The sequence below is a fragment of the Metabacillus dongyingensis genome, from assembly GCF_019933155.2.
Classification (GTDB): Bacteria; Bacillota; Bacilli; order Bacillales; family Bacillaceae; genus Bacillus_P; species Bacillus_P dongyingensis.
Genome location: NZ_OK052578.1, coordinates 292354 through 319313, shown reverse-complemented (window position 1 = coordinate 319313; position 26960 = coordinate 292354). Strand labels below are relative to the sequence as shown.

The 26960-nt window shown below is 37.4% G+C and carries 22 protein-coding genes, 2 pseudogenes and 1 riboswitch; of the genes and pseudogenes, 5 read left to right on the top strand and 19 right to left on the bottom strand.

What is annotated here, in order from left to right; genetic code table 11:
• Positions 1-782: 782 nt before the first annotated feature.
• On the top strand, positions 783-4508 hold the full coding sequence (locus K8L98_RS26300; RefSeq protein WP_243551318.1) for a S8 family serine peptidase: 3726 nt from the start codon (positions 783-785) through the stop codon (positions 4506-4508).
• 279 nt (positions 4509-4787) lie between these two features.
• Here K8L98_RS26300 and K8L98_RS26295 read toward each other — a convergent pair whose 3' ends face one another.
• The 5 genes from K8L98_RS26295 to msrB form a co-directional block, all read right to left on the bottom strand.
• Positions 4788-6032 carry a helix-turn-helix domain-containing protein gene (locus K8L98_RS26295; RefSeq protein ID WP_243551316.1) on the bottom strand — a complete coding sequence of 415 codons (1245 nt, stop codon included), beginning with the start codon at positions 6030-6032 and terminating at the stop codon, positions 4788-4790.
• Between the two features lie 400 nt (positions 6033-6432).
• Positions 6433-6864, bottom strand: coding sequence for a TOBE domain-containing protein (locus K8L98_RS26655; protein WP_275976775.1), 432 nt, complete (start codon positions 6862-6864; stop codon positions 6433-6435).
• Positions 6865-7131: 267 nt separating this feature from the next.
• Positions 7132-8022, bottom strand: coding sequence for a LysR family transcriptional regulator (locus K8L98_RS26280; RefSeq protein ID WP_243551314.1), 891 nt, complete (start codon positions 8020-8022; stop codon positions 7132-7134).
• A 233-nt stretch (positions 8023-8255) separates the two neighbouring features.
• Positions 8256-9434 (bottom strand): MFS transporter, encoded by a 1179-nt coding sequence (locus K8L98_RS26275; protein ID WP_243551312.1) that lies wholly within the window; start codon positions 9432-9434, stop codon positions 8256-8258.
• Between the two features lie 597 nt (positions 9435-10031).
• Entirely contained in the window at positions 10032-10568 is a 537-nt protein-coding gene (gene msrB / locus K8L98_RS26270) for a peptide-methionine (R)-S-oxide reductase MsrB (protein WP_338037054.1), read from the bottom strand.
• A 750-nt stretch (positions 10569-11318) separates the two neighbouring features.
• On the opposite strand from msrB, the gene K8L98_RS26265 reads away from it, so the two are divergent.
• Complete coding sequence (locus K8L98_RS26265; RefSeq protein WP_243551311.1) at positions 11319-12542, top strand: epoxide hydrolase family protein; 1224 nt, start codon at positions 11319-11321, stop codon at positions 12540-12542.
• Between the two features lie 430 nt (positions 12543-12972).
• Here the strand turns inward: K8L98_RS26265 and K8L98_RS26260 are convergent, their stop codons facing one another.
• The 3 genes from K8L98_RS26260 to K8L98_RS26250 all read right to left on the bottom strand — a co-directional run bounded on the left by K8L98_RS26260 (position 12973) and on the right by K8L98_RS26250 (position 15950).
• A complete protein-coding gene (locus K8L98_RS26260; protein WP_243551309.1) occupies positions 12973-13548 on the bottom strand; it encodes a TetR/AcrR family transcriptional regulator in 576 nt (191 codons plus the stop codon).
• Positions 13549-14348: 800 nt separating this feature from the next.
• Positions 14349-15221 (bottom strand): YitT family protein, encoded by an 873-nt coding sequence (locus tag K8L98_RS26255; RefSeq protein ID WP_243551307.1) that lies wholly within the window; start codon positions 15219-15221, stop codon positions 14349-14351.
• A gap of 345 nt (positions 15222-15566) precedes the next feature.
• Entirely contained in the window at positions 15567-15950 is a 384-nt protein-coding gene (locus K8L98_RS26250; protein ID WP_243551305.1) for a glyoxalase superfamily protein, read from the bottom strand.
• A gap of 578 nt (positions 15951-16528) precedes the next feature.
• Here K8L98_RS26250 and K8L98_RS26245 point away from each other — a divergent pair.
• The gene (locus tag K8L98_RS26245) at positions 16529-18577 is read left to right on the top strand and encodes an alkaline phosphatase family protein (protein WP_243551303.1); all 2049 of its coding nucleotides are present in this window, start codon (positions 16529-16531) and stop codon (positions 18575-18577) included.
• Positions 18578-18793: 216 nt separating this feature from the next.
• Here the strand turns inward: K8L98_RS26245 and K8L98_RS26650 are convergent, their stop codons facing one another.
• Entirely contained in the window at positions 18794-18922 is a 129-nt protein-coding gene (locus tag K8L98_RS26650; RefSeq protein ID WP_275976774.1) for a hypothetical protein, read from the bottom strand.
• A gap of 308 nt (positions 18923-19230) precedes the next feature.
• Positions 19231-19409, top strand: a riboswitch (Lysine riboswitch).
• 133 nt (positions 19410-19542) lie between these two features.
• Here K8L98_RS26650 and dapA point away from each other — a divergent pair.
• Positions 19543-20430, top strand: a complete 888-nt coding sequence (dapA, locus tag K8L98_RS26240; protein WP_243551301.1) for a 4-hydroxy-tetrahydrodipicolinate synthase — start codon at positions 19543-19545, stop codon at positions 20428-20430.
• Positions 20431-20633: 203 nt separating this feature from the next.
• Here the strand turns inward: dapA and K8L98_RS26235 are convergent, their stop codons facing one another.
• The 8 genes and pseudogenes from K8L98_RS26235 to K8L98_RS26200 all read right to left on the bottom strand — a co-directional run bounded on the left by K8L98_RS26235 (position 20634) and on the right by K8L98_RS26200 (position 25145).
• Positions 20634-21026 (bottom strand): SRPBCC family protein, encoded by a 393-nt coding sequence (locus tag K8L98_RS26235; protein WP_243551659.1) that lies wholly within the window; start codon positions 21024-21026, stop codon positions 20634-20636.
• Positions 21027-21353, bottom strand: a pseudogene (locus tag K8L98_RS26230) (ArsR/SmtB family transcription factor); the annotation flags it as partial. It lies immediately after the preceding gene.
• Between the two features lie 133 nt (positions 21354-21486).
• Positions 21487-21648 (bottom strand): annotated as a pseudogene (locus K8L98_RS26225) (YdeI/OmpD-associated family protein); the annotation flags it as partial.
• Between the two features lie 252 nt (positions 21649-21900).
• Positions 21901-22548 (bottom strand): type A chloramphenicol O-acetyltransferase, encoded by a 648-nt coding sequence (catA, locus tag K8L98_RS26220; RefSeq protein WP_243551299.1) that lies wholly within the window; start codon positions 22546-22548, stop codon positions 21901-21903.
• Positions 22549-22836: 288 nt separating this feature from the next.
• The gene (locus K8L98_RS26215; protein WP_243551298.1) at positions 22837-23277 is read right to left on the bottom strand and encodes an NUDIX hydrolase; all 441 of its coding nucleotides are present in this window, start codon (positions 23275-23277) and stop codon (positions 22837-22839) included.
• A 231-nt stretch (positions 23278-23508) separates the two neighbouring features.
• Positions 23509-24126, bottom strand: a complete 618-nt coding sequence (locus K8L98_RS26210) for an FMN-binding negative transcriptional regulator (RefSeq protein WP_243551296.1) — start codon at positions 24124-24126, stop codon at positions 23509-23511.
• A 23-nt stretch (positions 24127-24149) separates the two neighbouring features.
• Positions 24150-24668, bottom strand: a complete 519-nt coding sequence (paiA, locus tag K8L98_RS26205) for a spermidine/spermine N(1)-acetyltransferase (protein WP_243551294.1) — start codon at positions 24666-24668, stop codon at positions 24150-24152.
• Positions 24669-24692: 24 nt separating this feature from the next.
• Positions 24693-25145, bottom strand: coding sequence for a MarR family winged helix-turn-helix transcriptional regulator (locus K8L98_RS26200; protein ID WP_243551292.1), 453 nt, complete (start codon positions 25143-25145; stop codon positions 24693-24695).
• 117 nt (positions 25146-25262) lie between these two features.
• On the opposite strand from K8L98_RS26200, the gene K8L98_RS26195 reads away from it, so the two are divergent.
• Positions 25263-25907 (top strand): YczE/YyaS/YitT family protein, encoded by a 645-nt coding sequence (locus K8L98_RS26195; protein WP_243551276.1) that lies wholly within the window; start codon positions 25263-25265, stop codon positions 25905-25907.
• 254 nt (positions 25908-26161) lie between these two features.
• Here K8L98_RS26195 and K8L98_RS26190 read toward each other — a convergent pair whose 3' ends face one another.
• Both K8L98_RS26190 and K8L98_RS26185 read right to left on the bottom strand, forming a co-directional pair.
• Positions 26162-26383 carry a helix-turn-helix domain-containing protein gene (locus tag K8L98_RS26190; RefSeq protein WP_243551273.1) on the bottom strand — a complete coding sequence of 74 codons (222 nt, stop codon included), beginning with the start codon at positions 26381-26383 and terminating at the stop codon, positions 26162-26164.
• A 10-nt stretch (positions 26384-26393) separates the two neighbouring features.
• A complete protein-coding gene (locus tag K8L98_RS26185; RefSeq protein ID WP_243551271.1) occupies positions 26394-26882 on the bottom strand; it encodes a DUF2975 domain-containing protein in 489 nt (162 codons plus the stop codon).
• Positions 26883-26960: the final 78 nt, after the last annotated feature.

Sequence of the window (26960 nt, the reverse complement as noted above, 5' to 3'; positions counted from 1 at the left end):
ACAAATAATGAAGTTGTATCATCACGTATATTCATGGGCGTCACCTTGTTAAGCAATCTCCATCAAATAGAGCCGTTCAGCAGCCATTGTTAGATTTTGATTCTCATAAAGATAGTATAAAATCAAACAAATCTTCTCATCCATTCGGTTCGCCACATTATTGAAACAAATAAATAACATTAATATCTAATAAAACATGTTAATAAAGGGGTCTGTCCCCCGCTGTTATAAAACCTAAAGCATTATAAAGAAAAAACAACCCTTCTTTAGTCAGCAGGGTGTTTTAATTTATATAACTTGTTTGGAGTTTATCGGTTCTTTGAACGGGTGATATTGTTGGTGTACGGTTTAAAAAAATGAGCATTAAGATAATAGTTTGTTATTTTTCTTGAATTCTACTAATTAAAACCCCAATTCCTTTTCCCTTTTTTAGACATTTCGGTTTATTCCTTCGGTTATCTCAGCTAAAATTTGCAGGTTTCCTTCTTCTAAAATAGTTCTTAGGTCCCTCACAAAACACCATTTGTCAATAATATTTTATAACTATACAATTCAACTAATCCTTCCTATTTATTTACCTCATATAGAGAACTTACTACCATCAGAGAATTCTTCAGAAATAGACACAAACCTTTTAAGGAGGTGAAGACAAGCTTTGATTCTAGTAGTCTACTTCTTTCAGTAATCTTTTTGGGATTACATAACTACTTATTTTTACCTCAACATGATTTTTCTCAGCTCGGCATTATCTGCAAATTACCATATGGAATAGGGGAATGTTAATGAAAAAGCTAACCATGAAGACGCTTCTAGTTGGATCGATTGCCGCTTCTATGCTATCAGGCTCCATGTTTCAAGTGAACGCACTTGGAGCATCTAAGAATGGGACGGTATTGGATAAATCAACTGCTGCAATGAGCAATAATGTGACCGGGGATCACGTAATTACGCTCATTACTGGTGATGTCGTAAAAGTTTCCACCCTTAAAAATGGGAAATATAACATCAATGTAGAGCCTGCTAATAAGGATGGAGATGGAGTCAGGGTCATGACATTAGGTGAGGATACTTTCGTATTCCCGAACTCTACCATGCCTTACCTGGCAGCAGGAAAACTGGATGAGGACTTATTTAATATTACGAAATTGATTGAATATGGGTATGATGACAAGAATCAGGCAGCGTTGCCGGTTATCGTCGAATACGATGAGACAAAGGCTAGATCTTCCTCCAAAAACATTGCTCCAAAAGGATCGAAGAAGGTCCGGGAGTTGGAAAGTATTAATGGTGCCGCACTTACTGCCGATAAAAAGGAAGCGGAAGTATTCTGGGAAAATATCACAGTTCAAAGGGACAATAAAGAACCAGAAAAATCTTCACTCTTTGAATATGGAGTCGAAAAAATTTGGCTGGACGGCCGTGTAGAAGCAGCCCTTCATCAAAGTGTCCCTCAAATTGGAGCACACACAGCATGGGAAGCAGGCTTTACAGGTGAAGGCGTCAAGGTTGCCGTGCTTGATACCGGAATTGACCCAACCCACCCGGATGTTGTCGATCAATTGGACGAAGCTGTGAGCTTTGTACCTGGCGAAGAAGTGAATGACGGAAATGGTCACGGAACACACGTTGCCTCCACTGTTCTTGGAACAGGTGCAGCTGATGGAAAATCCAAAGGCGTTGCTCCTGATGCACGCTTATTAGTAGGAAAAGTATTGAGTGATCAAGGATCTGGACAAGATTCTTGGATTATTGATGGAATGGAATGGGCATCTGAGAATGCAAAGATTGTCAATATGAGTCTTGGAACAAGCGAGCCAAGTGATGGCACAGACCCTATGGCTCAAGCTGTAAATAGACTTAGTGAAGAGAATGAAACACTATTTGTTATCGCTGCCGGCAATAGAGGAGCAGAAGGCACTATCGGCTCTCCTGGGGCTGCAGATTCCGCTTTAACCATCGGTGCTGTGGACAAATCGGATCAGCTTGCATACTTCTCTTCAATGGGGCCACGCTATGGCGATATGGGTCTAAAACCTGACTTATCTGCTCCTGGTGTAGGGATTGTTGCAGCCCGCTCCCAATTTGCATCTGGAAGTGGATATTACTCTAGCAAAGATGGTACATCCATGGCTACACCACATGTTGCAGGTGCAGCAGCTGTCCTTGCCGAAAAACATCCGGAATGGGACGGAAAAGCTTTAAAAGAAGCATTGATGAACACAACAACGAAGCTTGAAGGTTACCAGCCTTACCAGGTGGGAACAGGCCGGGTTGATATAGCTGCAGCCCTGGAGACACAGCTGAGAGCAACTAGCTCCGTATCATTTGGCTTCTTTAAATGGCCGCATGATCAAGCAGCCCCTGTTGAAAAAGTCGTTACCTATACAAATGATAGCGCCGAGGACATCACAGTAGAGTTGGAAGCAACATTTACAAATGAAGATGGTAAAGAAGCTCCTTCAGGTTTGTTAAACCTTTCTGAAAATACCATCACTGTTCCAGCCAATGGCACAGTGGACGTGAACGTAATACTTGATCCCAAACTTAGTGAAACAGGCTCCCGTTATCAAGGATTCTTAACAGCAAAAGCAAACGGAACTGCGCTTGTACACACAACTATGGCGATGGTCAAGGAAGATGAAAGATATCCACTTACATTAAAAGCAACAGACCGTGACGGCTCTCCTGGACTGGCATATGTGGCACTTGTCAACGAAAACATGACCCCAGCATTTGTTGCTGTTAATGGATCATTGGAGCTTCGCCTGCCAACAGGCATATATTCCACAATGGCCATTATGGATGTAGATGTGGACACAGACCACGCTGGTGCGGCACTTGTAGGTGATCCTGAAGTGAACCTAAATGGTCCAAAAACGGTGGAACTTGATGCAAGAAAGGCTAAAGAAATAACAGCCGAATTGCCGAAGAAAACAGAAGCGAACTATCGAAGAATAGAAAACTATCGTTCACTAGGTGATGCGAAAATGAACGATATTTATTTGTTGCCGGTCTGGATTGATAAGATGTATGCTGTTCCAACAAAAGAAGTCAAAACCGGATATTTTGAACAGCTCACTCGCTGGCGTCTAACAAAACCGGTTTTGACCATTAACTTTAATGGAAAGGAACTGGATGATATTCCGTTTGCTGGAAGTACATTATTGGATGGAAAGTATAACTTATCCACTGTCTATGCAGGTAAAGGCAGTTCGTCAGACTTTGAACGATTGAAAGCGAAAGGTAAAGCCGTTGTGGTCGATCGAAATGATGAGGTAACCCCTTCTCAACAAGCTACTGCTGCTGCTGCCGCCGGAGCAAAGCTACTGATCATCGCCAACAATGAGGATAAAGAATTTAGTAAATATGCTGGTACTCCAGAGTACACAGACAACCCGATTGCCGTTGCTGGTATCAGCAAAAAAGAAGGCGACAAACTTGTAAAAGCTGTACGCTCAGGAAATGTAAAGCTGAATGTGGAAGGAACAGTCAATTCCCCATATCTGTATGACCTTGTGGATGCCCATAAAGGATCGATTCCAAAGGATTTGACTTATGCACCGACGAATAAGGATTTAGCAACAATCGATAGTCGTTACAATTCCAATATTGATGCAGAAGGCGGGGAATTCCGATACGATCTTCGCCCACACACTAGAGGTGCAGTCGGCTTTTTACAAAAAATAAACTATCCATCCGCTCGCACTGAATATGTGTCGGCAACAGAGGATACTAGATGGTATCACCAGGCAGAGGTGCTAGATGCAACCTGGGAAATTCGTCAGCCATTGGCCACTTACACAAAAGGACAAAAATTAACTGAGAACTGGTTCTCACCTGTCGTCCGTCCAAGCTTAGGTCAAGGCTACTGGGCTCCTGAGCGCCAAGGCGATCATCTCATGATCAATGTTCCTGCTTGGGCTGATGCAGGAAAAGGAAACACAGGCGGTACCGAATATAATATATCTGCAGAAAATCAGACATCGAAATTGTACAAGGGTGATACATTAGTGAAGGAAGGCAAAGGCCAAGCGATGTATGCAACAGGTGTCGCACCAAAAGAACGCACGCAATTCCGTTTTGTTATGGACGCAAAACGTGACGCAGAACGCTGGAATACGTCAGTCCGAACTCATACTGAATGGACCTTCTGGACGCAAGCATCAGAGAATTGGAGATACGACCTTCCATTCCTAACTCTGGATTACAAGGTGGACACCGATGTAAATGGAGATGCATTGGCAAACCATCCTACTAACCTTGAGCTGTCTGTAGGTAAAGTGGAAAATGCAGTAGGATACGGAAACGTAGAGAATACCACTTTGGAAGTTTCATTCAACGAGGGAAAATCATGGAAAAAAATGAAACTTACTAAAGATGGTGACGCATATGCCGCAACCATCCAAAATCCGAAAAACGCAAAATCCGTTTCACTCAGAGCAAGCGCTTGGGATGATGAAGGAAACAAAATTACCCAAGAGATCATCAAGGCTTACGGATTAAGATAATATTAATGGAAGATGCCTGCTTTTCCAATATAAAGCAGGCATCTTTTCCTTTGGTTAGTTAGGTGTGACCCGATGTAAAAAATTGATTTTTAGATAAATGATTAGGATTGTTAGAATTTGGTATTTTGAGCACTCCACCCTAGCTCAGAAGGAAGCATAAACATTCTTTTTACCCCCGAACAATGCAAAAACCACAAAAACAGAGCGTTTTATCCTCTTACATGTCCATTTTTCTGACCAAAACTTAAAGCTTATGCCACAAAAACGTATCCTCTCAAATCAAACAAACTGATTATTTCTTCTGAACTTCTCCACAATTGCTCCGGCATAACGATTAGCATTGACCATATCATTGTTGGACATATTATAATCAAATAATTTTACCGCATAAAACTCTTTCGCCATCACATAGCCCATTTTGTCAAAGTGGGGAAATGCCTGGTTCTCCAGATAGTGATAATACTGGTCCTCCTCACCTCGAATGGAGTGGTCATGCATCGTAAAGAGATGATGAAAGGTGGCGTCCGAAAAATTCCTGCATAACAAAAGTCCCTCTTCTACAAGCTTTAGAAGCTTTTCCTTTGGCGTCTTCCCTTCTTTTGTCAAAGCGTTTATGTACCCCTCCAGCGAGCCGACATACTGGGGCTCTGAGGTATTGCGTGCATCCATCGATTTTTTGTAATATTCAGCAGCCTGCTTGAAATAGCCGTGCCGCAAATTCAGATAGCCGAGGTTATGATGCAGCATCGCTTTTTGACAATCGAGCCCATAATCCTCCGTCATATCTATCAATCTATGATATTCACTGCTTAGAAAACGGAAATCCTCCGATTGCTCGAGCTGGATGATCATCAGCATTTCAGCTTTAATGATACGGGAGAAACTGCGTATTTTTGTGAAGAAGGCCAGTGCCTTATTCGCATTAAAAAAAGCTAGGACGCGAGAATTGAGCGAACTATAGGCAACAGCCAAGTCATAATAATATTCCTGATTGGAGTATTGCTCAAGACTGATTTGACCTAGAAAAGAGATGGCACTGACATAGTCATACTTTACAGTCAGTTGGAAAATCCCCTTTATGTGCAATAGCATATTTTCCTCATAATTAGATAATCCTGTCCAAACCTCCATCTCCTCTATTAGAGCCTGCGCTGATGTAAACTCGCCAACAGACAAGTAGTATCTGGTTAGCACAAGGGTGTAGGATCGATAAAAATCCTGAATATGTAAAAGGTTAATTCCATCAAGCTGCCTTTTAATACTATCCGACTTTGTCTGCAGTTTCTTCACAATGGCATCATGCCACTCCTTTAATAAGGATTCCACCCTCCTGTAATTTGACACTTCCCCTTCCATATCAATTCCTAGTCTTTGAGATAATAATAGAATCGTTTCATCCGAGACTTCTGTAAGCCCCCGTTCTATTTTACTGATATGAGTACTGGAGCAAATTCCTTCCCCTAGGTCCTTTTGCTTCATTTCTTGTTGTTCACGATAGAATTTGATTATCTTTCCTTCCAGCATGATTCCCATCCCCTATTTTTCAATCATCTGATTTTTCTTATCCTACCATAAATTCAGTTTATAAATCTGTAGTTTTATTAATTCAAACTTCGCTCCTAAATGAAAAGTTAAAATTCTAGTGCCTATTAGAATTCTCACGGATTCAATTCGATCAATGAAAAAGATCTGTTAAAATGCAAAAAACACCTCATTCCTCTATCCCCACAACGATGGCCAAAGGTATTCAAGTAATAGTTATGTTTGTTCAAATCCGAATTAAGAAGAGCGGGGTAATAAAAAAATCCACACGCAATTATGCGTGTGAACAAATAGGTTATCCGTAGGTAAAAAACACTTATTACTAAAATAATCTTCCAACAATTGAGACCAGTGTTTTTCTTAAAAAAGTGCTACTAACTCATTAAAGTATTCTCACCAAATCTTTTCTAACGCTTAAACAAAGAGTCTCATCTAAATGATCCAACAGCTCTTCATCAGGCAGATTAACAATAATCTCCTGAGAGCCTGATACACATTCAACTACTCTTTTTGAACCTACAAAATGAACATTCTTTACTTTTGCCTCAAACGAAATTCTGTTTGGCAGGAAGGAATTACTCGTTAAATTTAAGTGTTCAGGTCTTATTACGAGCTTTTTATCTGATTTAACAATTTGAGAAAATTCTTTTAATAGATCTTCCTTATTATTACTGTTTAATAAATCAACATCAATCACATTGGTTTCGCCGATAAAGTTGGCAACAAAAAGGGTATCTGGATGATTGTAGATTTGCTGAGGTGTGTCAATTTGTTCAATTCTTCCCTGGTTCATGACAGCAATTCTGTCTGACATGATTAATGCTTCCTCTTGATCATGAGTAACGTAAATGAAGGTAATCTTGAACTGTTCGTGAAGTTTCTTTAAAATGATATATAATTCGGAAAGTGAGAACTATTGGGAGGAAAATTGTAATTGGATATAACTAAAGTAAAGGTTTATTTCTGCTTGTTTGGAGATGAGTTTCCTATAGCTTACGTGACTGACTCTTCTGGTTTTGGTGATTGACTGGCTAATCTTAGAGTAACTTGAAACGTCCACCCCCCACTGTATTCCTTTACTTCATTCCACTAATGACCTATTTTCTTTCATATATTTAATTAATATTTCGATAAAACCTCTTGCAGCTGTGCCAATGTATTTTTGTTTATGGTGTACAATGGTGACTTCCCTAATGATAGTTGGATTTTTTATTTTTATAGCTTTCAATACCCCTTCATTTTCCAGAGGAAAGAGTGTACAGGACATAATGGAAGCCCCTATCCCTCCCTTCACTAGGTTCAATATTGATCTTGAATCGGTTGATTCAATGATTGGTTGGATTACAATCCCTGCAGATATACACTCATCATCAAGTGATTGCCTAAAACAGTGACTTTTAGGATTTAATATTAGAGGAATGTTCTTAATTTCACTAAACTCTATATCGTCTCTTTCAGACCAAACATGATCCTCTCGTACTGCTAAAAAAAATTCATCTTTGTATAATGGGATATTTGTCAAACTCTCATCTGTTCGTGGCATAAGAGTTAGGGCCAAATCAATTTCGTTTATCTTTTCCACTACATCATCTAGTGAGATTATCTGGATCTGAATGTGCGGGTACTTGGCATGAAACTCTATCAAAACCATAGATGCAATATGACTTAGATCTCCGGAAAGTGCACCTATGACTAATTTTCCTCTTTTCACTTTTTGAAGCTCTTCTATTTGTTCATTGGCGCTTTTTAAATTCGCGAACACATTTGTGCAATGTTCAAGGAGGATTTCACCAGCTTCTGTAATCGCTATTTTCTTACCTAACCGGTCAAATAAACGAACACCCAGTTCGTCTTCTAAAGCTTTCATTTGGTAGCTTAAAGTAGGTTGCCCAATTCTTAGTTTTTCAGCTGTCCTTGTAAAGTTCATTTCTTCACAAAGAGCCATGAAATTTCCTAATTGCCTCAAATCCAATATTCCCACCAGCCTTGCATATCTGTAAATTCATTTTAAAGTAAAACTCATATAATAAAATATTCATATTATTTTACAAAACTTCTATTAAATTCATTAATTTATTCATGATTGCAGCGAACAATTGCTCCGTATTACATACGGGCACTCTAATCCTTGGGATATCTCAAGTCCAAGATGTTAAAATTGTCATCACTGGAAACACCATCGCCTTCCCTTCGGCCTTGAACGTTTTAATAACTATAGTGATTTGAATAATATTGTTTGAATTTGATTGAATACATGAGAATATAAACAATGAAAATTGCAGCAAATAAATTTAGTAAAATCAATGAATAAGTCATACTAAAAAATTTAGTAAGCACCCCGAATCCAATAATTGGAACAATAAATCCAGTATAGGCACATAAGTAGAATACAGAAATAACTCCTTGACGTTCTTCCGGTTTTGGTAATTGACTAGCTAATCTAAAAGTAACTTGAAACGTCCATCCGCCACCGATTGCTTGAAGGAATATACCAATCCAGAGTAAAATTAAGTTTGAAAACTGACCGGATAAAATGATAGCCCAAGAACCAATTGCAAAAAGTGAAATTCCAAATCGAATCCGTGTAACGATATTAATTGGCCATGGTACGAACTGAGACAATGAAGCTCCCCCAAGAAGCAGTAAAATTAACAATCCCGAAACAGAAAGGTTAGAAGTATGAATAATATTCTTAGCAAATGAAGGTAAAAGAGAGAAAGCTATACCTTGTAAAGTGAAAACAATAAAGATTGGCAGTCCAACAAAAGACCAAAAATGTGAACGAATATGGCTTGGTATACTTATTGAGATCTTAGTGTGGATCGGTTTTTCAATCGAGGATTCATTGTGTACAGGAAAAGTTTCCAGTATTACTAAAGAGCTACTCAACATCACCAGCAAAAACCAATAAGGTACGCTCAATGACTGGGAATAGAGATACTCCACAACTACACCTGAAATTGCTGGACCTAAGCCAAACCCGATAAGTACCGTAACACCTGATAATTTGATAGCTGTACTTATCTTATTGGCAGGAGATTGGACTATTAAAAAGGGAATAGCAGTACCAGTAAATGCGCCATAAGCAATCCCTTCTAATACTCTTGCAGTAAAGAGAGACCAAAAATCAAAACTAATAATAAATATTATCGTTGATACGATTGAAATCCATATACTGTATCGAAGCACCTTTTTTAATCCCCACTCACTCCCCTTTACACCTACTATAAGTAAAGTAGGCAGCAAGAAAACAGCATAGATTGCAAATAAGATGGTAATTTGAAGACTACTTAGGTGATAATACTCACTGTATAAAGGAAATAAAGATGAAATAAATGTTGCACCACATGACATCATAAGAAAAACCCAAAGCATTCTTTTCATTTTTCCACTCCCTCCATCTAAATTTAAATCTATCAAGAAAGTTTCACTAAACTTGAATGGAGCTTCCGAACCACAATTAGGATATCTTTTAAATGATTAGACGAGTTTATTATGTGACTTCTTTAACACGAGAATAAAATAGTCACCGCTTTTTAAACTTCTTGATCGTTGTGTCCACTTGATCCACTATTTAAGAACAATCGTTCTAGAATTAACAAAAAAATTATTTGTGTATTAAAATTAATATTGTCATTTCGATAATTTGCTTCAATTTCTCTCTGTCATCCTTCGTCTTTGCTATAACCCACAGTCCGATTAATACATTATTAATATAATATGACAGCAATTCTGCGTTGAGTGACTTATTTAGTTCTCCCGATTATTGATCTCTCTCAATAAGCTTACGTATCAACTGCTCTGAATCAATCAATCTCTGATTGACCCAGTCTCTGGACTCAGAATCATGAAGGGCCAATTCAACTGCGGTATTTACAATTAGGCAGCCTTTAGGGATTCTTTCCCCTCCCTCCTGATAAGTTCCTCTTGTCGTAGCTATCCGTTAAACTATCTCCATCTGGTTTGCACCATCATTCATTTTCAAAGCTTCTGCTCGCTAAATTGCGCGGCATAAGCGCCATAACCTCTTTTTTCAAGATCAGCTTTCGGAATAAATTCCATGGCTGCAGAGTTCACGCAGAACCGCAGTCCTGTTGGTTGAGGTCCGTCTTTGAACACGTCGCCTAGGAAGGAATCAGCATTCCGGCTTCTGACTTCGTTCCCAAAAAATAATCCTTTGCGTTTGAGAACAACATTGTTTGACTCCAGAGGCTTTGTAAAACTAGGAAAGCCTGTACCCGCATCGAATTTGTCCTTCGAGCTAAACAGTGGATCACCCGAAACAATATCTACGTAGATACCCTCTTCTTTGTTATCCCAGTATTCATTATTAAATGGCGCCTCGTCCATGCCATTCTGAGTTACGTTATACTGGATTTTAGTCAGCGTTTTCAGCTTTTCTTCTCTGTTAAAATCTTTATTGAAGTCTTGCTTTGAACTAATTTTCACTTCGAAATCACTCCCCAAAATTTTTTTCATAAACCGCGACCGGAAAAGCAGATCAATTGGTTTGTCCATGAAATCTCAACGATTCTCTTTACGGAACAAATTTATCACATTTAAGAACGAACGGTCAATAATTATTTTTTAACGCTCGTTCTAAAATGTGTGGAACCAGAAAATCTGTTAACCCGTTCGTAATATAAGGTTAGCCAGATATTAAAGTGTAAGGGCTAGATGGCCTCTCTGGGTGCTTGTTATTCTTGATGCATGTACGATTACCCCTAGACATCTCAAGACGTTTTTTCATCGGTAAGTTGTAATTCGTGTCACGGTTGCTGGGTTCTATCCCTTTTCGGGGATGTGCAAAAACACTCAAATTGAAAGGATTTAGGAGGTGCTTCTTATGAACTTTTTCGAGGGGTAGGAGAATCCGTGTAACGATATTAATTGGCCCTGGTATAAACTGTGCAACAAACCTCCCTCAAGAAGCAGTAAAATTAATAATCCCGAAACAGATAGGTTAGAAGTATGAATAATATTCTTAGCAAATGAAAGGATCTTGAGAAAGTCATTTATCCATCCGTCCTCTGAAACAGTACAAGGAAGTTCATATTCATACCAATACTGGTTTCAGTTACACTGTTTTTTACACATTTAAGAACGTTCGTTCAAAAATAATTCTTGACCATTCGTTCTTGAATATGCTAAATTTTTTCCGAAAGGATCGTTGAGATATCATGGACAAACCGTTTGATTGAACTTCATTAGCGTATCTCAGCAACGCAAACCCAAAAAATCTAAACTAACCAAAGGGAGATAAAAAAAATGACACAAACAAGTACCAAACAACAAAGTAATGAGCAACCTACAGACAAGAACGCCATTCGTCCGTTTCATGTGAATGTACCGGAAGAAGAAATTACTGAACTGAAAAGACGCATTAACGCAACAAGATGGCCTGAGAAGGAAACAGTCGCGGATCAATCGCAAGGCACGCAGCTCGCAACGATTCAAGAACTTGCGCGTTATTGGGCAGATGAATACGACTGGCGCAAGATCGAATCGAGAATTAACTCTTACCCGCATTTCATTACCGAGATCGACGGTCTGGACTTCCACTTCATTCACGTTCGTTCGAAGCATGAGAACGCGATGCCGATCCTAATTGCACACGGATGGCCGGGTTCGATTATCGAGCAAATGAAGCTGATCGAGCCGCTGACTAACCCAACGGCACACGGTGGAAGCGAATCGGAAGCCTTCCATGTCGTCATTCCGTCGATGCCTGGCTATGGGTTCTCGGGCAAGCCGACCACGACCGGCTGGAATCCTAAACGCATCGCAAGCGCTTATGGTGAGCTTATGACTCGCCTTGGCTATACGAAGTATGTGGCGCAGGGCGGCGACTGGGGTTCGATCGTCGTTAACTTTATGGGCGTTCAGGAACCTAAAGGATTGATCGGCATTCACACCAACATGCCTGAAGTGATTCCGCCCGAAGTCGATGCGGCGATCTGGTCAGGCAACCCGCTGCCAGCCGGTCTCTCAGACGAAGAGAAGAAAGCGTGCGAGCAAGTTCGCGAAAATAAATTCTATTACGCCTTCTTGATGGGAACGCGTCCGCAGACACTGACCGGACTGGTGGATTCGCCTGTCGGTTTGGCAGCCTTTATGATTGACCACGACTGGAAGAGCCATGCCCTGATCGCGAGATCTTTTGCCGGAGTCAAAGAAGGCCTAACGCGCGACGACGTTCTCGACAACATCACGCTTTTTTGGTTTACGAATACAGCGATTTCTGCGGCTCGTCTCTACTGGGAGAACACAGTTGCCGGAATCTCCTTCTTCGTCGTCAAAGGCGTCAAGCTCCCGGTTGCCGCCAGCGTATTTCCGGATGAGATGTATGAAGCACCGAAGAGCTGGACAGAAAAAGCGTACCCGAATCTCATCCACTACAATAAGCTTCCTAAGGGCGGACACTTCGCAGCTTGGGAGCAACCGGAGTTCATGACTTCCGAGATTCGCACGGCATTCAAGTCGCTTCGCTAATCGGAATCAGGTGGAATTCGCTAACAAGGGTACTCTTAATCTCACGCCACACCCGACATTGATTTGAATCCGATTGGAGAGAGATCAATGGCAGAATCTAGAGTAACATGAAGCGTTCATTCATCTGGACAACTAAAGGGAAATGAAAGCCGAATTAAAAATGCACAAGTAAAAAAGTAATGCAGCCCCTATAAAAGTTAGGGCTGCATTTTTATTATAATAAAAGACTTTCGCTGTTCGAATATGAAGAGCATTAAATCATACTCAGCCCCCCCTTGAATTTCAACCAAACTTTATAGACACTCTCTTAGTTATTTCATAAAAAATGTAAAAGGAGATGAAGATTATGATGTCTTCCATTCGCAATACGATTAATTTATAGATGGCAGTTTACTACCTATCAGGTAACATATCGTTCCAAATTACCCATTCATTCCAATACCGACATATTCATTTCAATAATTTGGCGTAATTTTTCCCTGTCCGATATAGTCTTAACCATAACGCGAAGTCCGATTAATGCATTAATAAAACAATAAGACAGCCCTTCCGCATTGAGTGTCTTGGAAAATTCTCCAGATTGTTGACCTTCCACAATAAGGTCACGTATTAACTGTTCTGTAGAGGCCCATTTCAGATGAACCCAATCTCTGGTCTCAGAATCATAATTTGCCAACTCAACCGCGGTATTCACTACGAAGCAGCCCCCAGGAAACTCTTCTTGCTGTTGGATTGCCATTTCAAATAACAGTCTGATTGCTTCCTTGGCTGAACGGGTATCAGCCATACCACGCTTAACCGATTGCTCTAACATTTCACTATAGCGTTTCAATGATTTGACATACAAGGAGTGTTTATCGCCAAAGGTATCATACATGCTCCCTTTATGAATCCCCATATGTGAGACCAATTCCTGCATGGATGTCTTCTCATAACCTTGTTCCCAGAATAATAGCATGGCTTTATGCAGAACTGCATCTTCATCGAATTCCTTTTTCCTTGCCATTTCAATCCTACCTCCTAAATATGTGTGGTATCAGTGTAACTGACACCATCCAGGCATTGTTGTTGAATTTTCAATTCATTGATTATTGATTAATGTTTTGCATCATTTCTTTAGTCCTCTAAGTTTCTTATTCGACCATTATCAAATCTCTAGTTATTCACTCTATTATCCTTTACTTAATATAAATTAACCATATCACTTATTCCACAATCTGGTCCGTTTGCGGAACAAAAAAATCCTGCATATCAATACAGGATTTTTGATCAATGATGTATGAACAAGTGAATGAAGGTGCTTTTCTCTTCCATCATCGCCACAATCTTCAATATCATTATCATCGTTGAAATTTTATATCGTTGTTAGTAAGAGAGTACCTTTTGTTCTGTATTTTCATTTAAGTCGATATGATTATTCATAAAGTCCTGAACTGTAAAAGCGTATATTGCTTCTTTTTTTCTATCTCTCATATTTAACTTGATCAGGAAAGAAATTAACAACACTGCCGCAATGATTAAAACGATTAAAATTAGCAGAGAAGAAAAACTCCTCACTTTTTCCTTCTATGTATTGATATGTTGAGGATGAAACAAAAAACGCCTACCGTGTATTACATGAATACTCCATACAAATCTAATTTACATAATGTAAATTATCGGAAATCTCACATAAAAAAAGTAAAAGCAGCCGGTCTTATTACACCAACTGCTTTTACTTTAACTCAACACAATGAACAAACTGTTTTAGCAAACCTAAAAATGTGTTTTTTTGTAGAGTTTTATTACAAATTTACGGGATTTTATCTAATGAATATTATGCTTTCTGAAATTACCACCCTTAACTTCGGCTACGTCATATACCGTAACAAAAGCAGTTTTGTCAATTTCATTAATGATCTCTTTTATTTTGCTTTCTTCTAAGCGATTAATGACACATGTGATTTCCTTGAATTTTTCATGGGAATAACCGCCGTAAGCTTCCTTGTACGTTGCACTTCGGCCTAAGCGATCACGTATAGTCTCTACCATTAATACGGGTTGAGTTGTGATAATTGTAAAGGTTTTAGAGCCACTTAAACCTACTTCAACTATGTGAATCACTTTAGAAGCAATAAAGTAAGCAATTGCAGAAAGAATTGCTCCTTGTAAACCAAATGCGATTGAAACAAAAATAAATACGAATGTGTTTAAGAAAAGAATGAGATCACTTGTCCCAAACGGTAATTTTCGAGAAAGCAGTACGGCTAGCATATCAATTCCATCTAATGCTCCGCCATTCCGCAATGCTAACCCCATTCCAAAACCAATGATAATACCACCAACAACGGTAACTAATAAAGTATCCCCTTCAATAATCGCTGGGGTGTGGTGCATGAGACTTGTACCCAATGCTAGGGAAGCTATTCCGATAATTGAATAAATCGCGAAACTTTTACCAATTTGTTGATAACCTAACCAGATAAAAGGAATGTTTATAACTGCAATTAGAACTCCTAATGGTAATCCAAGTAGTTCTGAACCAACGATACTAAGACCCGTCACACCCCCATCAGATACATTGTTTGGGATTAATACGGTTTCTAGTCCATACGCTGCTATAAATCCCCCAATAATTACTATTAATCCTCTTAAAATCATTTTCAATTTATTGGGCTTATGCTTTTGGATTGTACTCATTTAATTCCTCACCTTTAAACATTTTATCTAATTTTAGTTTACCATAAAATTTTTATTAAAATAGCTTACTTCTTTTAGTTTAAGTGCAACCTTCACAACATCAACAAAAATCAAAAAATCCTATCTAATTTTAAGCTGTTGTTCAACAATCTGGCCCTAAAATGAAAATGAGCGCTTATCCTTGCTCCAGGATAGCCCCCGATTGTTGAAGATCCGTACTGATATTTTTTAAAACAAAAGCACCTTTACTACAAAAAGGAATTTATTAAATATATATTTAGCAAGCTGAAAAATTAACTGTTTCATGGGACATAGACATAGCCTTCCTAGTATTAGGGAGTAATGTTATTTTTGAATGTTCTCAAAAAACATAATTCTATTTCCGAATGGGTCTCCAATGCGCACCTCCCGAGTATTCCAAGGGGTTTTTTCGATGCCAGGACGAGCATATTTGTATTTCTTTGATATAAGAATTGAATGGAGTAACTCTAACTTTTCTACTTCGATTCTGATAGCAGCTCCAGGACAGCAATCTCCGTGATGCTCTGAAAGATGAATAATACAATTTTTATATGATATTTGCATGTATAAAGGTAGATCATCTTCAAATCGATGCTCCCAATCTAACTCAAATTCCAAAAATGTTAAATAAAATTCTTTGGCTTTTTCCTCATCAAAAATACGCAGGATTGGAGTGGGGCTTTTCATAGTTATTTTAGATGTGCTCATTATATAAATCACCTTTTCTTATATTTTATTTTTGTTTAAAAATTATGACACTATATGAAGTTAAATTCTGTAAATACATTAAGAATCCTTTAATCCATGTTTATTATGTAAATTTAGTATTCCTTCTTCAATAAAACTGCCCGATTGCTTAATACCAATTATTTCAAAATAAGTTGATTAACTCAATCTTTTATTCCATAAAAAAAACACTTACCTTTTTACAGATAAGCCCCCGATAATTGAATAAAGAATACGATTCACTATTTGTGTATTGCGTCCTAGAGGCGACACTTTGTTAAGCAATCGCCCCCTGCTCCAGATGCTCATATTAGCAGATATCTTTTAAGGAAATAATCAATTCCATTGCAAATTTTTTTCCTGCCTTGTCATTTAACTTTAAAATACAAACTCGAAAACAACATAAAACAAATTATTTTTAAAGGATATAATGACTGTTTTCCTTGTTTGTCGTGTTTTTTTACCAACATTTAAAGATAATTTACAAGAATCTACTCATTTATTTACATTCCCTCCCTACAATTGACATGTCAGATTATTTAAATTTGGAGGGAAAATGAATGAAATCTAATATGTTTAAAAAAGTAGTAGTGGGTACAACATTAACCATGGCGATGTCTTTTGCTGCAACCAGTGCAGATATCCCATATAATGTCTTATCCTACAGTATGTCTTCCATTGCATTTGCTAATGAAGAAGCCGTTCTCGACTTGAAATTCGACAACAATGCGAACGATAGCTCGGCAAGCGCCGTAGCCCCTTCGATCTTCGGCAATCCCGAATTTGTTCAGGGACGTATCGGACAAGCCATCAAATTTAATTCCCCAGGACAATATGTGGACCTGGGCAATCACGGCGAGTTCCGATTCGGTGAGAGCACAGATTTTTCTGTTGCCTTTTGGATCAAATCGGAAGGCATCAAGGGCGACCCTTCCATCATTTCGAATAAAGACTGGAATTCCGGAAGCAACAGCGGGTGGATTTTGGGCATGAACGGTTCGGGTGAGCTCATCTGGAATTACAAAACTTCTCAGAGCAGCCGGTTGGATTACCACATGCCGAATGTAGCTGACTATAAATGGCATCATATTGTTGTCTCGCATGACCGAAAAAACGGGAGTGCTCGCTTTTATAAAGACGGTAACCTGATTAAAACAGTCGATATCTCTGGAATGAAAGGATCGCTCGACTCCCCATATACGACCAAAATTGGTCAGGATGGTACAGGAAAATACGGTTCTACGCTGACTGCACAGGTTGATGACCTGCAGATTTATCGAAATGTTTTGACCGAAATGGAAGTTCGCGCTATGTACGATAATGCTCCTCCGCTTCCACCCATTTCAGTAGAATCCATCTCATTGGATCAGACTGAACTCAACCTGAAAGCGGGGGCACCTATGCCGCTAACAGCAACTGTCTCTCCAATAGATGCGACAGTAAAAGAGGTTGAATGGATCTCTAGTGATGAAACGATAGCGAAAGTTGAAATAATCAACGAACGTCCCACTATTATTGCTGAGAATCCTGGCGACGCAACGATCACAGTCAAAACAGTCGATGGCGGCAAAACTGCGACAGCCAATGTACATGTATCTAACTCTATAGATGTATCGGGAGATGGGTTGTTAACGGAGGCTGATCTAAAACTTATACAGAAAAACAAAAATAGTCATGAAGGTGACAAACGTTGGAAACAAGCTCAAAAAGCGGATATTAACGATGATAAAAAAGTGGATCGCTTAGATGTGCAAATGATGAAGGATAAGCTGGCCCCTTACAAGAAAGATTTTCTTTACAAACGAGTCGTATTTATTGGAATCGATGGAGCTGGGAATGGAGTAAAAGACCAGCAAGCAAACGCAAAAAATATACAGAAGCTAATGAGTGAAGGCGCTGGAACATATGAAGCAAAAGCAATGCTGCCGACAATTAGTGGGCAAAACTGGGGATCCATGCTCCATGGAGTTGTACCTTCAAAACATGGTCTGAATAACGAAAATACAGGTAATCCTTACCCTGAAAAAAATCCTTATCCATCTTATATGAAATTGCTGAAACAAGAGCGTCCTATGCTTAATCAAGCTTCCTTTACTACATGGTCACCGATCAATAAAGGAATTATTGAAGATTCTGCAGGTGCTTATAAAGTAAATGGCGGGAACGATAATAATACGACACAAAAAACGGTGGACTATATAAAAGCAGAAGGTAAAAACAGCCGCAATATTTTTGTCCATTTGGATGAAGTGGATGGTGCAGGCCACAACTATGGCTATGGCAGCCTGAAATGGTATGAGGCATTACAAAAAGCTGATCAGCATGTTGGACAAATTGTCCAAGCTTTAGAAGAAGAAGGACTGATGAAGGATACTCTAATTATCGTCACAACGGATCATGGCGGAAAAGGTTATGGTCATGGTGGTTCCTCCCCAGAAGAACAGACCATTTTCTGGACTGCTAAAGGAACGTCAATTAAGTCTGGCACCGTGTTGTCTGATGTAGAAAATATAGATACAGCTGCTGTCGTTGCTCATGCGCTGCGTCTAGATATACCAGAAAATTGGGATGCTCAACTTCCTGCAGGACTATTTCAATACAAAAAATAAGAAATGTTAAAAAACCAGGTGCATTTTTCTTTATTAAGAAAAATGCACCTGGTTTCATTAATTCTCCTTTATTCCCTTTCATAATATATATATCAATCAAAAAGAGTGGCCCTTAAAACAGCAGGTTATGTCATTTCATAGGAGTTTAATATAAGATCATGCTCATCTGTTAAACACGATATATATCAGTCACAGTTTACCTACTGATTTTCAAACTTATAATTCCAAAAAGATTCTTACATTTTTGCATGCCTTTAGACTTTTTTTCATATCCCTCTCTGTCTTTTCCCAAACGTCACGGATTTTTATATCTTTTCTTTCTGTCGTTCGTTTTGTATAAGTCATGTGGTCCGCCCCTCCTTGAAATTCTTAGTATACTAAGATAAATACTAATTCCTGCTATAAGAGATATCAATTGTCAAAACTGCCTATAAAATGGAGTAACTTTTCATACAGATTTATCATAAAACACTTAATTTGTTGAAAATCATTGATTTCTAACTTCTTCGACAGCTTTTTAGCTGTGCTCCATCGTAAAAATGCTACAGATCATTCTTGTATTTTAAAAAAGATCTAAATCCGACTTGAAGTAGTAAGAATATTTTGTTATATTAGTACCAATTAAATAAAATTTTCCCTTCAATAATATTTGAAGAGAAGATAGAGGAGCAAAAACCATTAGTACACAATGCGAGGATAATGAGGTCCAATGACTATTGTGGAAAGGGGAATTTGCCGAAGCGGAAAGAATCTCATGTTCTTAAAGCTGGTTCTGTTATTGAATAAATGCAGAACTGTCATATAGGAAACTATATGGAGGGCTATCTTATGCAATGGTAACGACTTTTGAAAAATTTTGTTCCTGCTGCAACAGCGAATCCCTCGTTGTTGCTTTTTTGCGTTTCCTTTTGAACGTCTCTAACAACATCTGAATTTCAAATAATACTATTAAAGGGTGTGAAGTTATGAATTTTGGGCAAGTTTTAACAGCAATGGTTACCCCATTTGATCGTAATGGTGAGGTTGATTTTAACGCTGCGAGAAATTTAGTGAACTATTTAGTCAATAATGGTTCTGATGGATTAGTTATAGCTGGTACAACTGGAGAGTCTCCTACATTAACACCAGAAGAGAAAGTGGATTTATTCAAAGTTGTGGTAGAAGCTGTTGCTGGAAGAGTTCCAGTTATAGCTGGTACTGGCTCGAATAATACGAAAGCGTCTATCAGCTTAACTAGGCAGGCAGAAGAAGCAGGAGTCGATGGGATTATGCTCGTTACTCCGTATTATAACAAGCCTTCTCAAGAAGGATTATTTCAGCACTTTAAAGCAATTGCCCAATCAACCCTATTGCCGGTAATGCTTTATAATATCCCAGGACGAAGTGCTGTAAACATGTCAGTAGAGACAATTGTTCATCTCTCAAAGATAGACAATATTGTGGCAGTAAAAGAAGCAAGTGGCGACTTAGATACCATGGCACAAATCATCAGCAAAACACATAGTGATTTTACGTTATACAGCGGCGATGATGGGTTAACTCTTCCAGTCTTAGCAATCGGCGGAACAGGGATTGTTTCGGTATCTTCCCACATCATTGGTAATGAAATGCAAGAAATGATCAATGCCTTTAATAATGGTGATGTTCATGAAGCTTCTTCTGCACATCGTAACCTTCTCCCAATAATGAAAGCATTATTTACTGCACCAAGCCCATCACCTGTAAAAGCTGCATTGAATATGAAAGGACTAAATGTAGGAGATGTCCGCTTACCATTGGTCCCTTTAAACAATGAAGAAAAAAGAGCTCTGCAAAGAGTCCTGCAGCCTACTATCATTGAAGTACTTGCTTAAGAGAACACACTAAAGAGGACAGGATCCGTATCCTATCGCAAAAACCGAAATTGCAATCAAAATTGCATCTGAATTTGGAATGTGTTTTGTATCATTATTTACACTAAAAAAGCAAACGGATCAGTCCTATACTAAGCCGTTTGCTTTTTCCTATAGGTTAGCTTAATACTCAAAAAAAAGGTTCAGAGTTCAGAAGTTTGGTCTTACATTTCCTCTAATACTTTTTTAAGATCTTCGCCCATTTGCGCCCAACCATATTTCGCACCATTGAACGCTTGATCTTCTTTTTCGAATCCTGTTTGTTCAAGATGTAAGTAGGTTGTTTCATCCTCTTGCTTCAATGTCCATGTGACTATAGTGTTTATCGGATCACCTACCCATGTATAAGATAACTTATAAGGCTCGTCCACTACTAATACTTCACAATCTACAATTAAATTCCACTGCTCATTTCGGAATTGGCATTTATGTCCTACGATTGGTTTAAAGTTATTTTCCATTATCCATTTTGCAAGAGTATCCGAATCTGTTAATGCGTTCCACACCTTATTGATCGGGCTCTTAAAATTAAAATCTTGGGATACTGTTAAATTCATTTTTTGTTCCTCCTGTAATATTTGGTTTAAAAGAGATATTCTTTCACTCCAGAATTTCCTGTAAAACGATACCCAATCCTCAATTTCTCTTAACGGGGCAGCATTCAGCCGATACCTTGTTTCTCTGCCAACTTTACGGTCGGCAGCTAGACCAGCTTCTTTAAGGATAGCCAAATGTTTAGAAACAGCAGTACGACCCATTTGAAATTGAGCGGTTAATTCGTGAAGAGGTAACTCTTCTGCCTCCGCCAACAAACGTAGCAATTTACGTCTAGTTGGGTCAGCGATGGCTACATAAACATCACGCTCTTGATTTTTTTCGTTCAAAATCATTCTCCCTTTAAATTGGACACTAATTGGTGTCTTTATTATATGACACTAATTGGTGTCCTGTTAATTTCTTCATTTTCCACAATAGCATTAGTTTTATTCTCCTATCATCAAGCATATAACATGCCCTCTAATCATTTAATCCCTTTCCATTGAGAATTTGCTGCATACATTTTTCAACCCTTGACTCTCGAGTTTTGGATTGTTTGGGTTTAGAAAAATAAAGAGTGTATGGCCTTTGCCTTCCCGGCGTCAATGCTTCAAAACCAGTTTTCAAGGCAGGGATTTCATCGGTAGGACATTAATTGGTGTTGTGTCTAGCAGACCCGGCTTGAAAGTTACAGGGAGCTTATGTCGCTAATCTGGCCTGTCGTTTAAGTGCATTTCTTAATAATCTCACATAAATATCCAGTTTTGTTTGAGAGTTTAGTTATTTAGCTAACGTATCCATTTAACTGAATTAATTCATAAAATTAATGGTATTTCTAAGAAAAAAGGACCTGATTTATCAGTTCCTTTTATACATATTTCCCATAATAAAAAGCTATAGCCACTTTAAACTTTCATCAGCCAGTCTTTGGATTTCATTCATAAAAACACTTGCATGATAACCATCACAAACTGCATGATGAATTTGTAGTGAGACAGGTAAGAATAACTCCCCATTTACTTGAGAATATTTACCGCCAGTTATAATTGGCAGAAGAAAGTCTCCACCATTATTAATATTCAAATTAAATCCAGTAAAAGAACTCCAAGGAATCATAGATATCGGAATATTATTTTCTGGTATAGGGATCTTTGGAAATATATTACCTGTACCATTGTATTTTTTTACATCTTTCTCATATTGAGAATGAAACTCAGAAAAAGTAGTTAAATTTGATGACCAAATGCTTGAAAATGTGCATGTCTTTTTATCAAAAATTGTATAAGAAGGCAAAACCTCTGTCCAATAACCTAATTTGCCTTCAGAGTTAAAACTGGTTCTGAATTCTCTATGTGAATTTACTATTTTTGTAATCATAAAAATAAACGCAGGATAAAACTTAAAATTCTTTTTCTTTAAGTTTTCTATAAGAATAGTAATATTTATTTCTTTCGTTATACTGAATGTTGTTTGTTGTTGTAAATAGTGTTCAAAATACTCTTTTCGATGCCAATTTTTACGGTCTATAATATTGAATTTCATTTTCAGCGCCTCCTAAAATTTTAATTGGTTTTTAGGAGGCTATTTTGTCTGCTTTCTTCATTAAAAACATCCTTTTGCAAATGAAAATATAACAATTAATGTCCTGATTCTCGGATATTTCATCTTTACCTTTTGAGATTAAATTCCAAAGTTCTGTGTTTTCATATTTATGTAGCTCCTTTTTAGTACAAATTATTAAAATCCTTATTCCACTATCCGGCCCTTTACTTCAATAAGAAGAGGAGACACTTTGTTAAACAATCGCCCCCTTTAATTGAATAAGAGCTGCTAGAATAGTTTGTTTAACCCCTCTTTTACTGCCCAACAATGATGTTCGTGGATAAGAGATTGTTTCGCATTCTCTATATTAATCCATTCTAGGTAATGGTCAGGTTCTATTGCTTCCTGTACTTTATCAGTTATATTTGCCAAGTAAAAATATCCATCACTAAGTAATGGTTCATCTTTAGTGGATTTAAAATATCTCATTGCATTACCAATGTAACAATTAATCAAGACTTTATAACCTGTTTCTTCTAACATTTCCCTTTCAAGGCATTTTATATGGCTTTCATCGTATTCAATTCCACCACCAGGCAAAAAATGATGACCATTCCTATTTCGAACAGTCATAACTTTGTCTTTCTTAGGATTAAAAATAACTGCATAAACACCTTTTCTAATTTGATAGTCAATTCCATTTATCTTTTCACCAAATTCTTCTCTCACTAAATCACCTTCATTCTCACATAAAAACTCTTATTCCATTAAACTGCCCTTTACCTTAATAAGAAGAGGCGACACTTTGTTAAGCAATCGCCCCCGATTGTTGAATAATGGACACGATCCACTATTTGTGTATTGCGCATTTTAATGGAATAACTAAAATCTAACCTCACTCATAAAATCACTTAATTCTTTTTGAACTAATGCCCCCGTTAGTTCAATAAGTAATGACTTTTATTTGCATTTTTGCAGATTTTTCTTCATAAGAGATGCTACTTGTATATTATCTTGTTGAGAAGTGTTTTCTAGATGATTAATAATTAATTCTTGTCGTTCCACAGGATGATTTTGACTTAATTTAGCTTTTGCTTCAATTTTTGTGATTTTTATTCTGAACGCTGCAATTCCTTTACTCATTCCTTCGATAAAACTAGGTTCAACATCCTTCAAATTGTATGGACTATCAGGTCTTTCATATTTATTTACCAAGTCATTTAAAGAATCGAATATTCCTTTTCTATCTTCGACAATCTCCATCTTTCCATATAAATGGATAGACACATAATTCCAAGTTGGTACTGCTTCAGTTGTTTCGTACCAAGTAGGTGAAATATAACAGTGGGGACCTTGGAAAACTGCAAGAACTTGTTGGTTTACAGCATCCTTCCATTGTTCGTTCGGACGTGCAAAATGACCATATAAAGCATTTTCAGATTTATTTATCATCAGTGGAAGATGAGTAGCGCAGGGTTCTCCTTTATGCTGAGAAAATAGGGTTGCAAAGCCATATTTTTCGATAAAATCATAAATTACTTCTTCATCATCAATTTTAAAATGTTTAGGTATATACATAATAATCCACCTTTCAAAAAAAGTTATATGAGTGTTTTGTTCATTATAAAGTCCGTTTGTTCTTCATCACCCATATAAAATGAGTGGGCTCCAGTTTGAACAAACCCCATTTTCTTATAAAACGCAATAGCACTTTCATTTTTTTCCCATACGCCTAGCCAGATTTTCCTTTTATTACGTTCCATCGCAATTTCCATAGCTTTATTTAACAGGTATTTACCAAGCCCATGTTTTTGAAATTTGTTCTTTATATAAATCCTCTCGATTTCAAGTGATTCATCACCCATTTCTTCAGACTGAGCATCATTGGTATTGACCTTTAAATATCCTGCGACTTCATTATTAAAATAAACAAAAAAGAATTGCGAAGAAATATTGGATAATTCTTTTTCTAATTGTTTTAAGTTAAATGCCCTTTCCAAATAGGCATTCATATTTTCGGGTGAATTCTGATGCTTAAATGTTTCATTAAATGTTTCACAACTAACTTCTTGAAGTTTGCGTGAATCTTCAAAGGTACACTTTTTTATATTTATAGTCATTAAATATGTCGCTCCTTTATATAATCAATAACTTCTCTTGTTTCCCTTTTTTACAAATTCCCAGTCTATTTCTATATTTTTTCTTACTCTTTGAAGAAGATTTAAAATGGTTTCTACTTCTCTTTCGGAAAATCCCTCTAATGCAACAATATTGGAATAATCATTTTCTCTTTTTATAAAAGGATAAACATTTTTCCCTTTCTCTGTTGGAAAGAGTTTTTTAATTTTTTTGTTATGTTTATCTTCTTTCTTTTCAATAAAGCCATTAACTTCAAGTTTTTTTATAGCACGAGCTGCTGTTGTTCGGTCTACTTTTATCATCTCGGCTAACTTTTCTTGAATGATTCCTGGATTTTCACATATTCGCACAAGGTACAAATACTGCCCTTTTGTAAGATCATATTCTTTAAATTCTATATTACTTATAGAATCTAATGCCCTTGCTATCATTCCAATTTCACGAAGAATTTCCTTCATAATTAACTCCTTAGGACATATTTTTATTGTAAATGCAACAAAAATGATATATATTAAATTTAACCTAACTTAGTTGCATTTGCAACAAAAAATAATGAGATAAAGAGGTCGAGTAAAGTGAAATATGTTTTATATGTATTAGGAATATTAATATTAACCCTTGGTATTTCTTTCACTATACAATCAGACCTTGGAACTTCACCTTTTGATGCACTTTTGGTAGGACTGTCCTTAAATGTGGGGCTTACTGTGGGAAGTTGGGAAATAATAATAGCTTTAATATTGATAGGTTGTAATTCATTTTTAATAAGACAAAGACCAGAAGTTTTGGGGTTGTTAACAGCATTTATAACGGGTATTGGTATTGATATGTGGCTTTTTTTATTGCACAATTTGATAACACCTGAACTATGGTACAGCAAAGTTGTTTGTTTTGGAATCGGCTTAGTTGTTATAGGATTAGGAACTGCAACATATTTACACACGAATTTTGCACCGATTCCAATTGACCGATTAACATTAATCATGCAAGAATTAACTAGAACAAATATATTTTTATCGAGAACATTCATTTACCTCGTATTCTTGATAATGGCAATGATTTTTAATGGACCAATTGGCGTTGGAACGTTATTAACCGTTTGTTTAGGGGGGCTAATACTTAATTACTTTATGCCATTTACTGAAAAAGTATTAGACCGCCTATTAACACACTCTAGTACATCACCAAATTATGATAAAAATAAAAAGCATTCAATATAGAATGCTTTTTATTTTTCTTGTTCAATAAACCTGGCCTATACTTCAATAAGAAGAGGCCACACTTTATAGTATCTGACTTAGAAGAATTTTAACTTAAAACTTGTTTATTTCCATGGCTGAAAATCTAATATTCAAAATTGGCATCTGATGCAAGTACAATCTCGTGAGAAAGATACATTTCATCATATGCGGTTAGCTCATCTACTATCCAATCATTTTCCTCTCGAAATAGAACTCAATAAATGTGTTGTCTATTATTCTTGAGTTTCTTCGCCACTTTTATGTTCTAAAATGTCTCCAGGTTGGCATTCTAATGCTTTGCAAATTGCCTCTAAAGTTGAAAGCCTAATTGCTTTTGCCTTTCCATTTTTCAATATAGAAAGGTTAGCCATTGTTATTCCTACCCTCTCCGAAAGTTCTGTTACGCTCATTTTCCTTTTTGCCAGCATCACATCAATATTGATTATAATTGCCATGTTATCCACCTCAGACTATTAAGTCATTCTCTGATTTAAGATCGATGGCTTCTTGTAAAAGTCTTTGTAGAACAGCAGCAAAGACTGCAATCACCATTGTTGCAAAAGTGAGCATTAATCCCAAGCTTATAAAACCTGTTATGTCTTCACCTTCACCTGAAATTAATATAATTCCTGATATTATTCCTGCTGCAATCAAGGTACTGATAGTGATTGCACAGTATTTTATACACTTCAAAGCTCTAACAGATAATTCCGAGAAGGCTTTGTTCTGGTCAATATAGCTTAAAAGTTTTAAAGCCTGATACAAGGCAACGAAAAAAGGTGTTACCGTTATATACGCACCTATCAAAAAAGGATATTGAAAGTAGGCAGTCTCTGGATGCGCTGCTGCATCTCTAGCGGCTACCTCAGGCAGCCAAAATATACACAAAGCAAGAACTGGAGTTACGATAATAAACACAGCTACCTTTAAAAAGAGTGTTGAACCTTGTTTCATTAAAAGCACCTCACATATTTAATGTCAATTTGACTTTAACATATGTTTTATCGTTTTGGAATAAAATATTATTGTTTT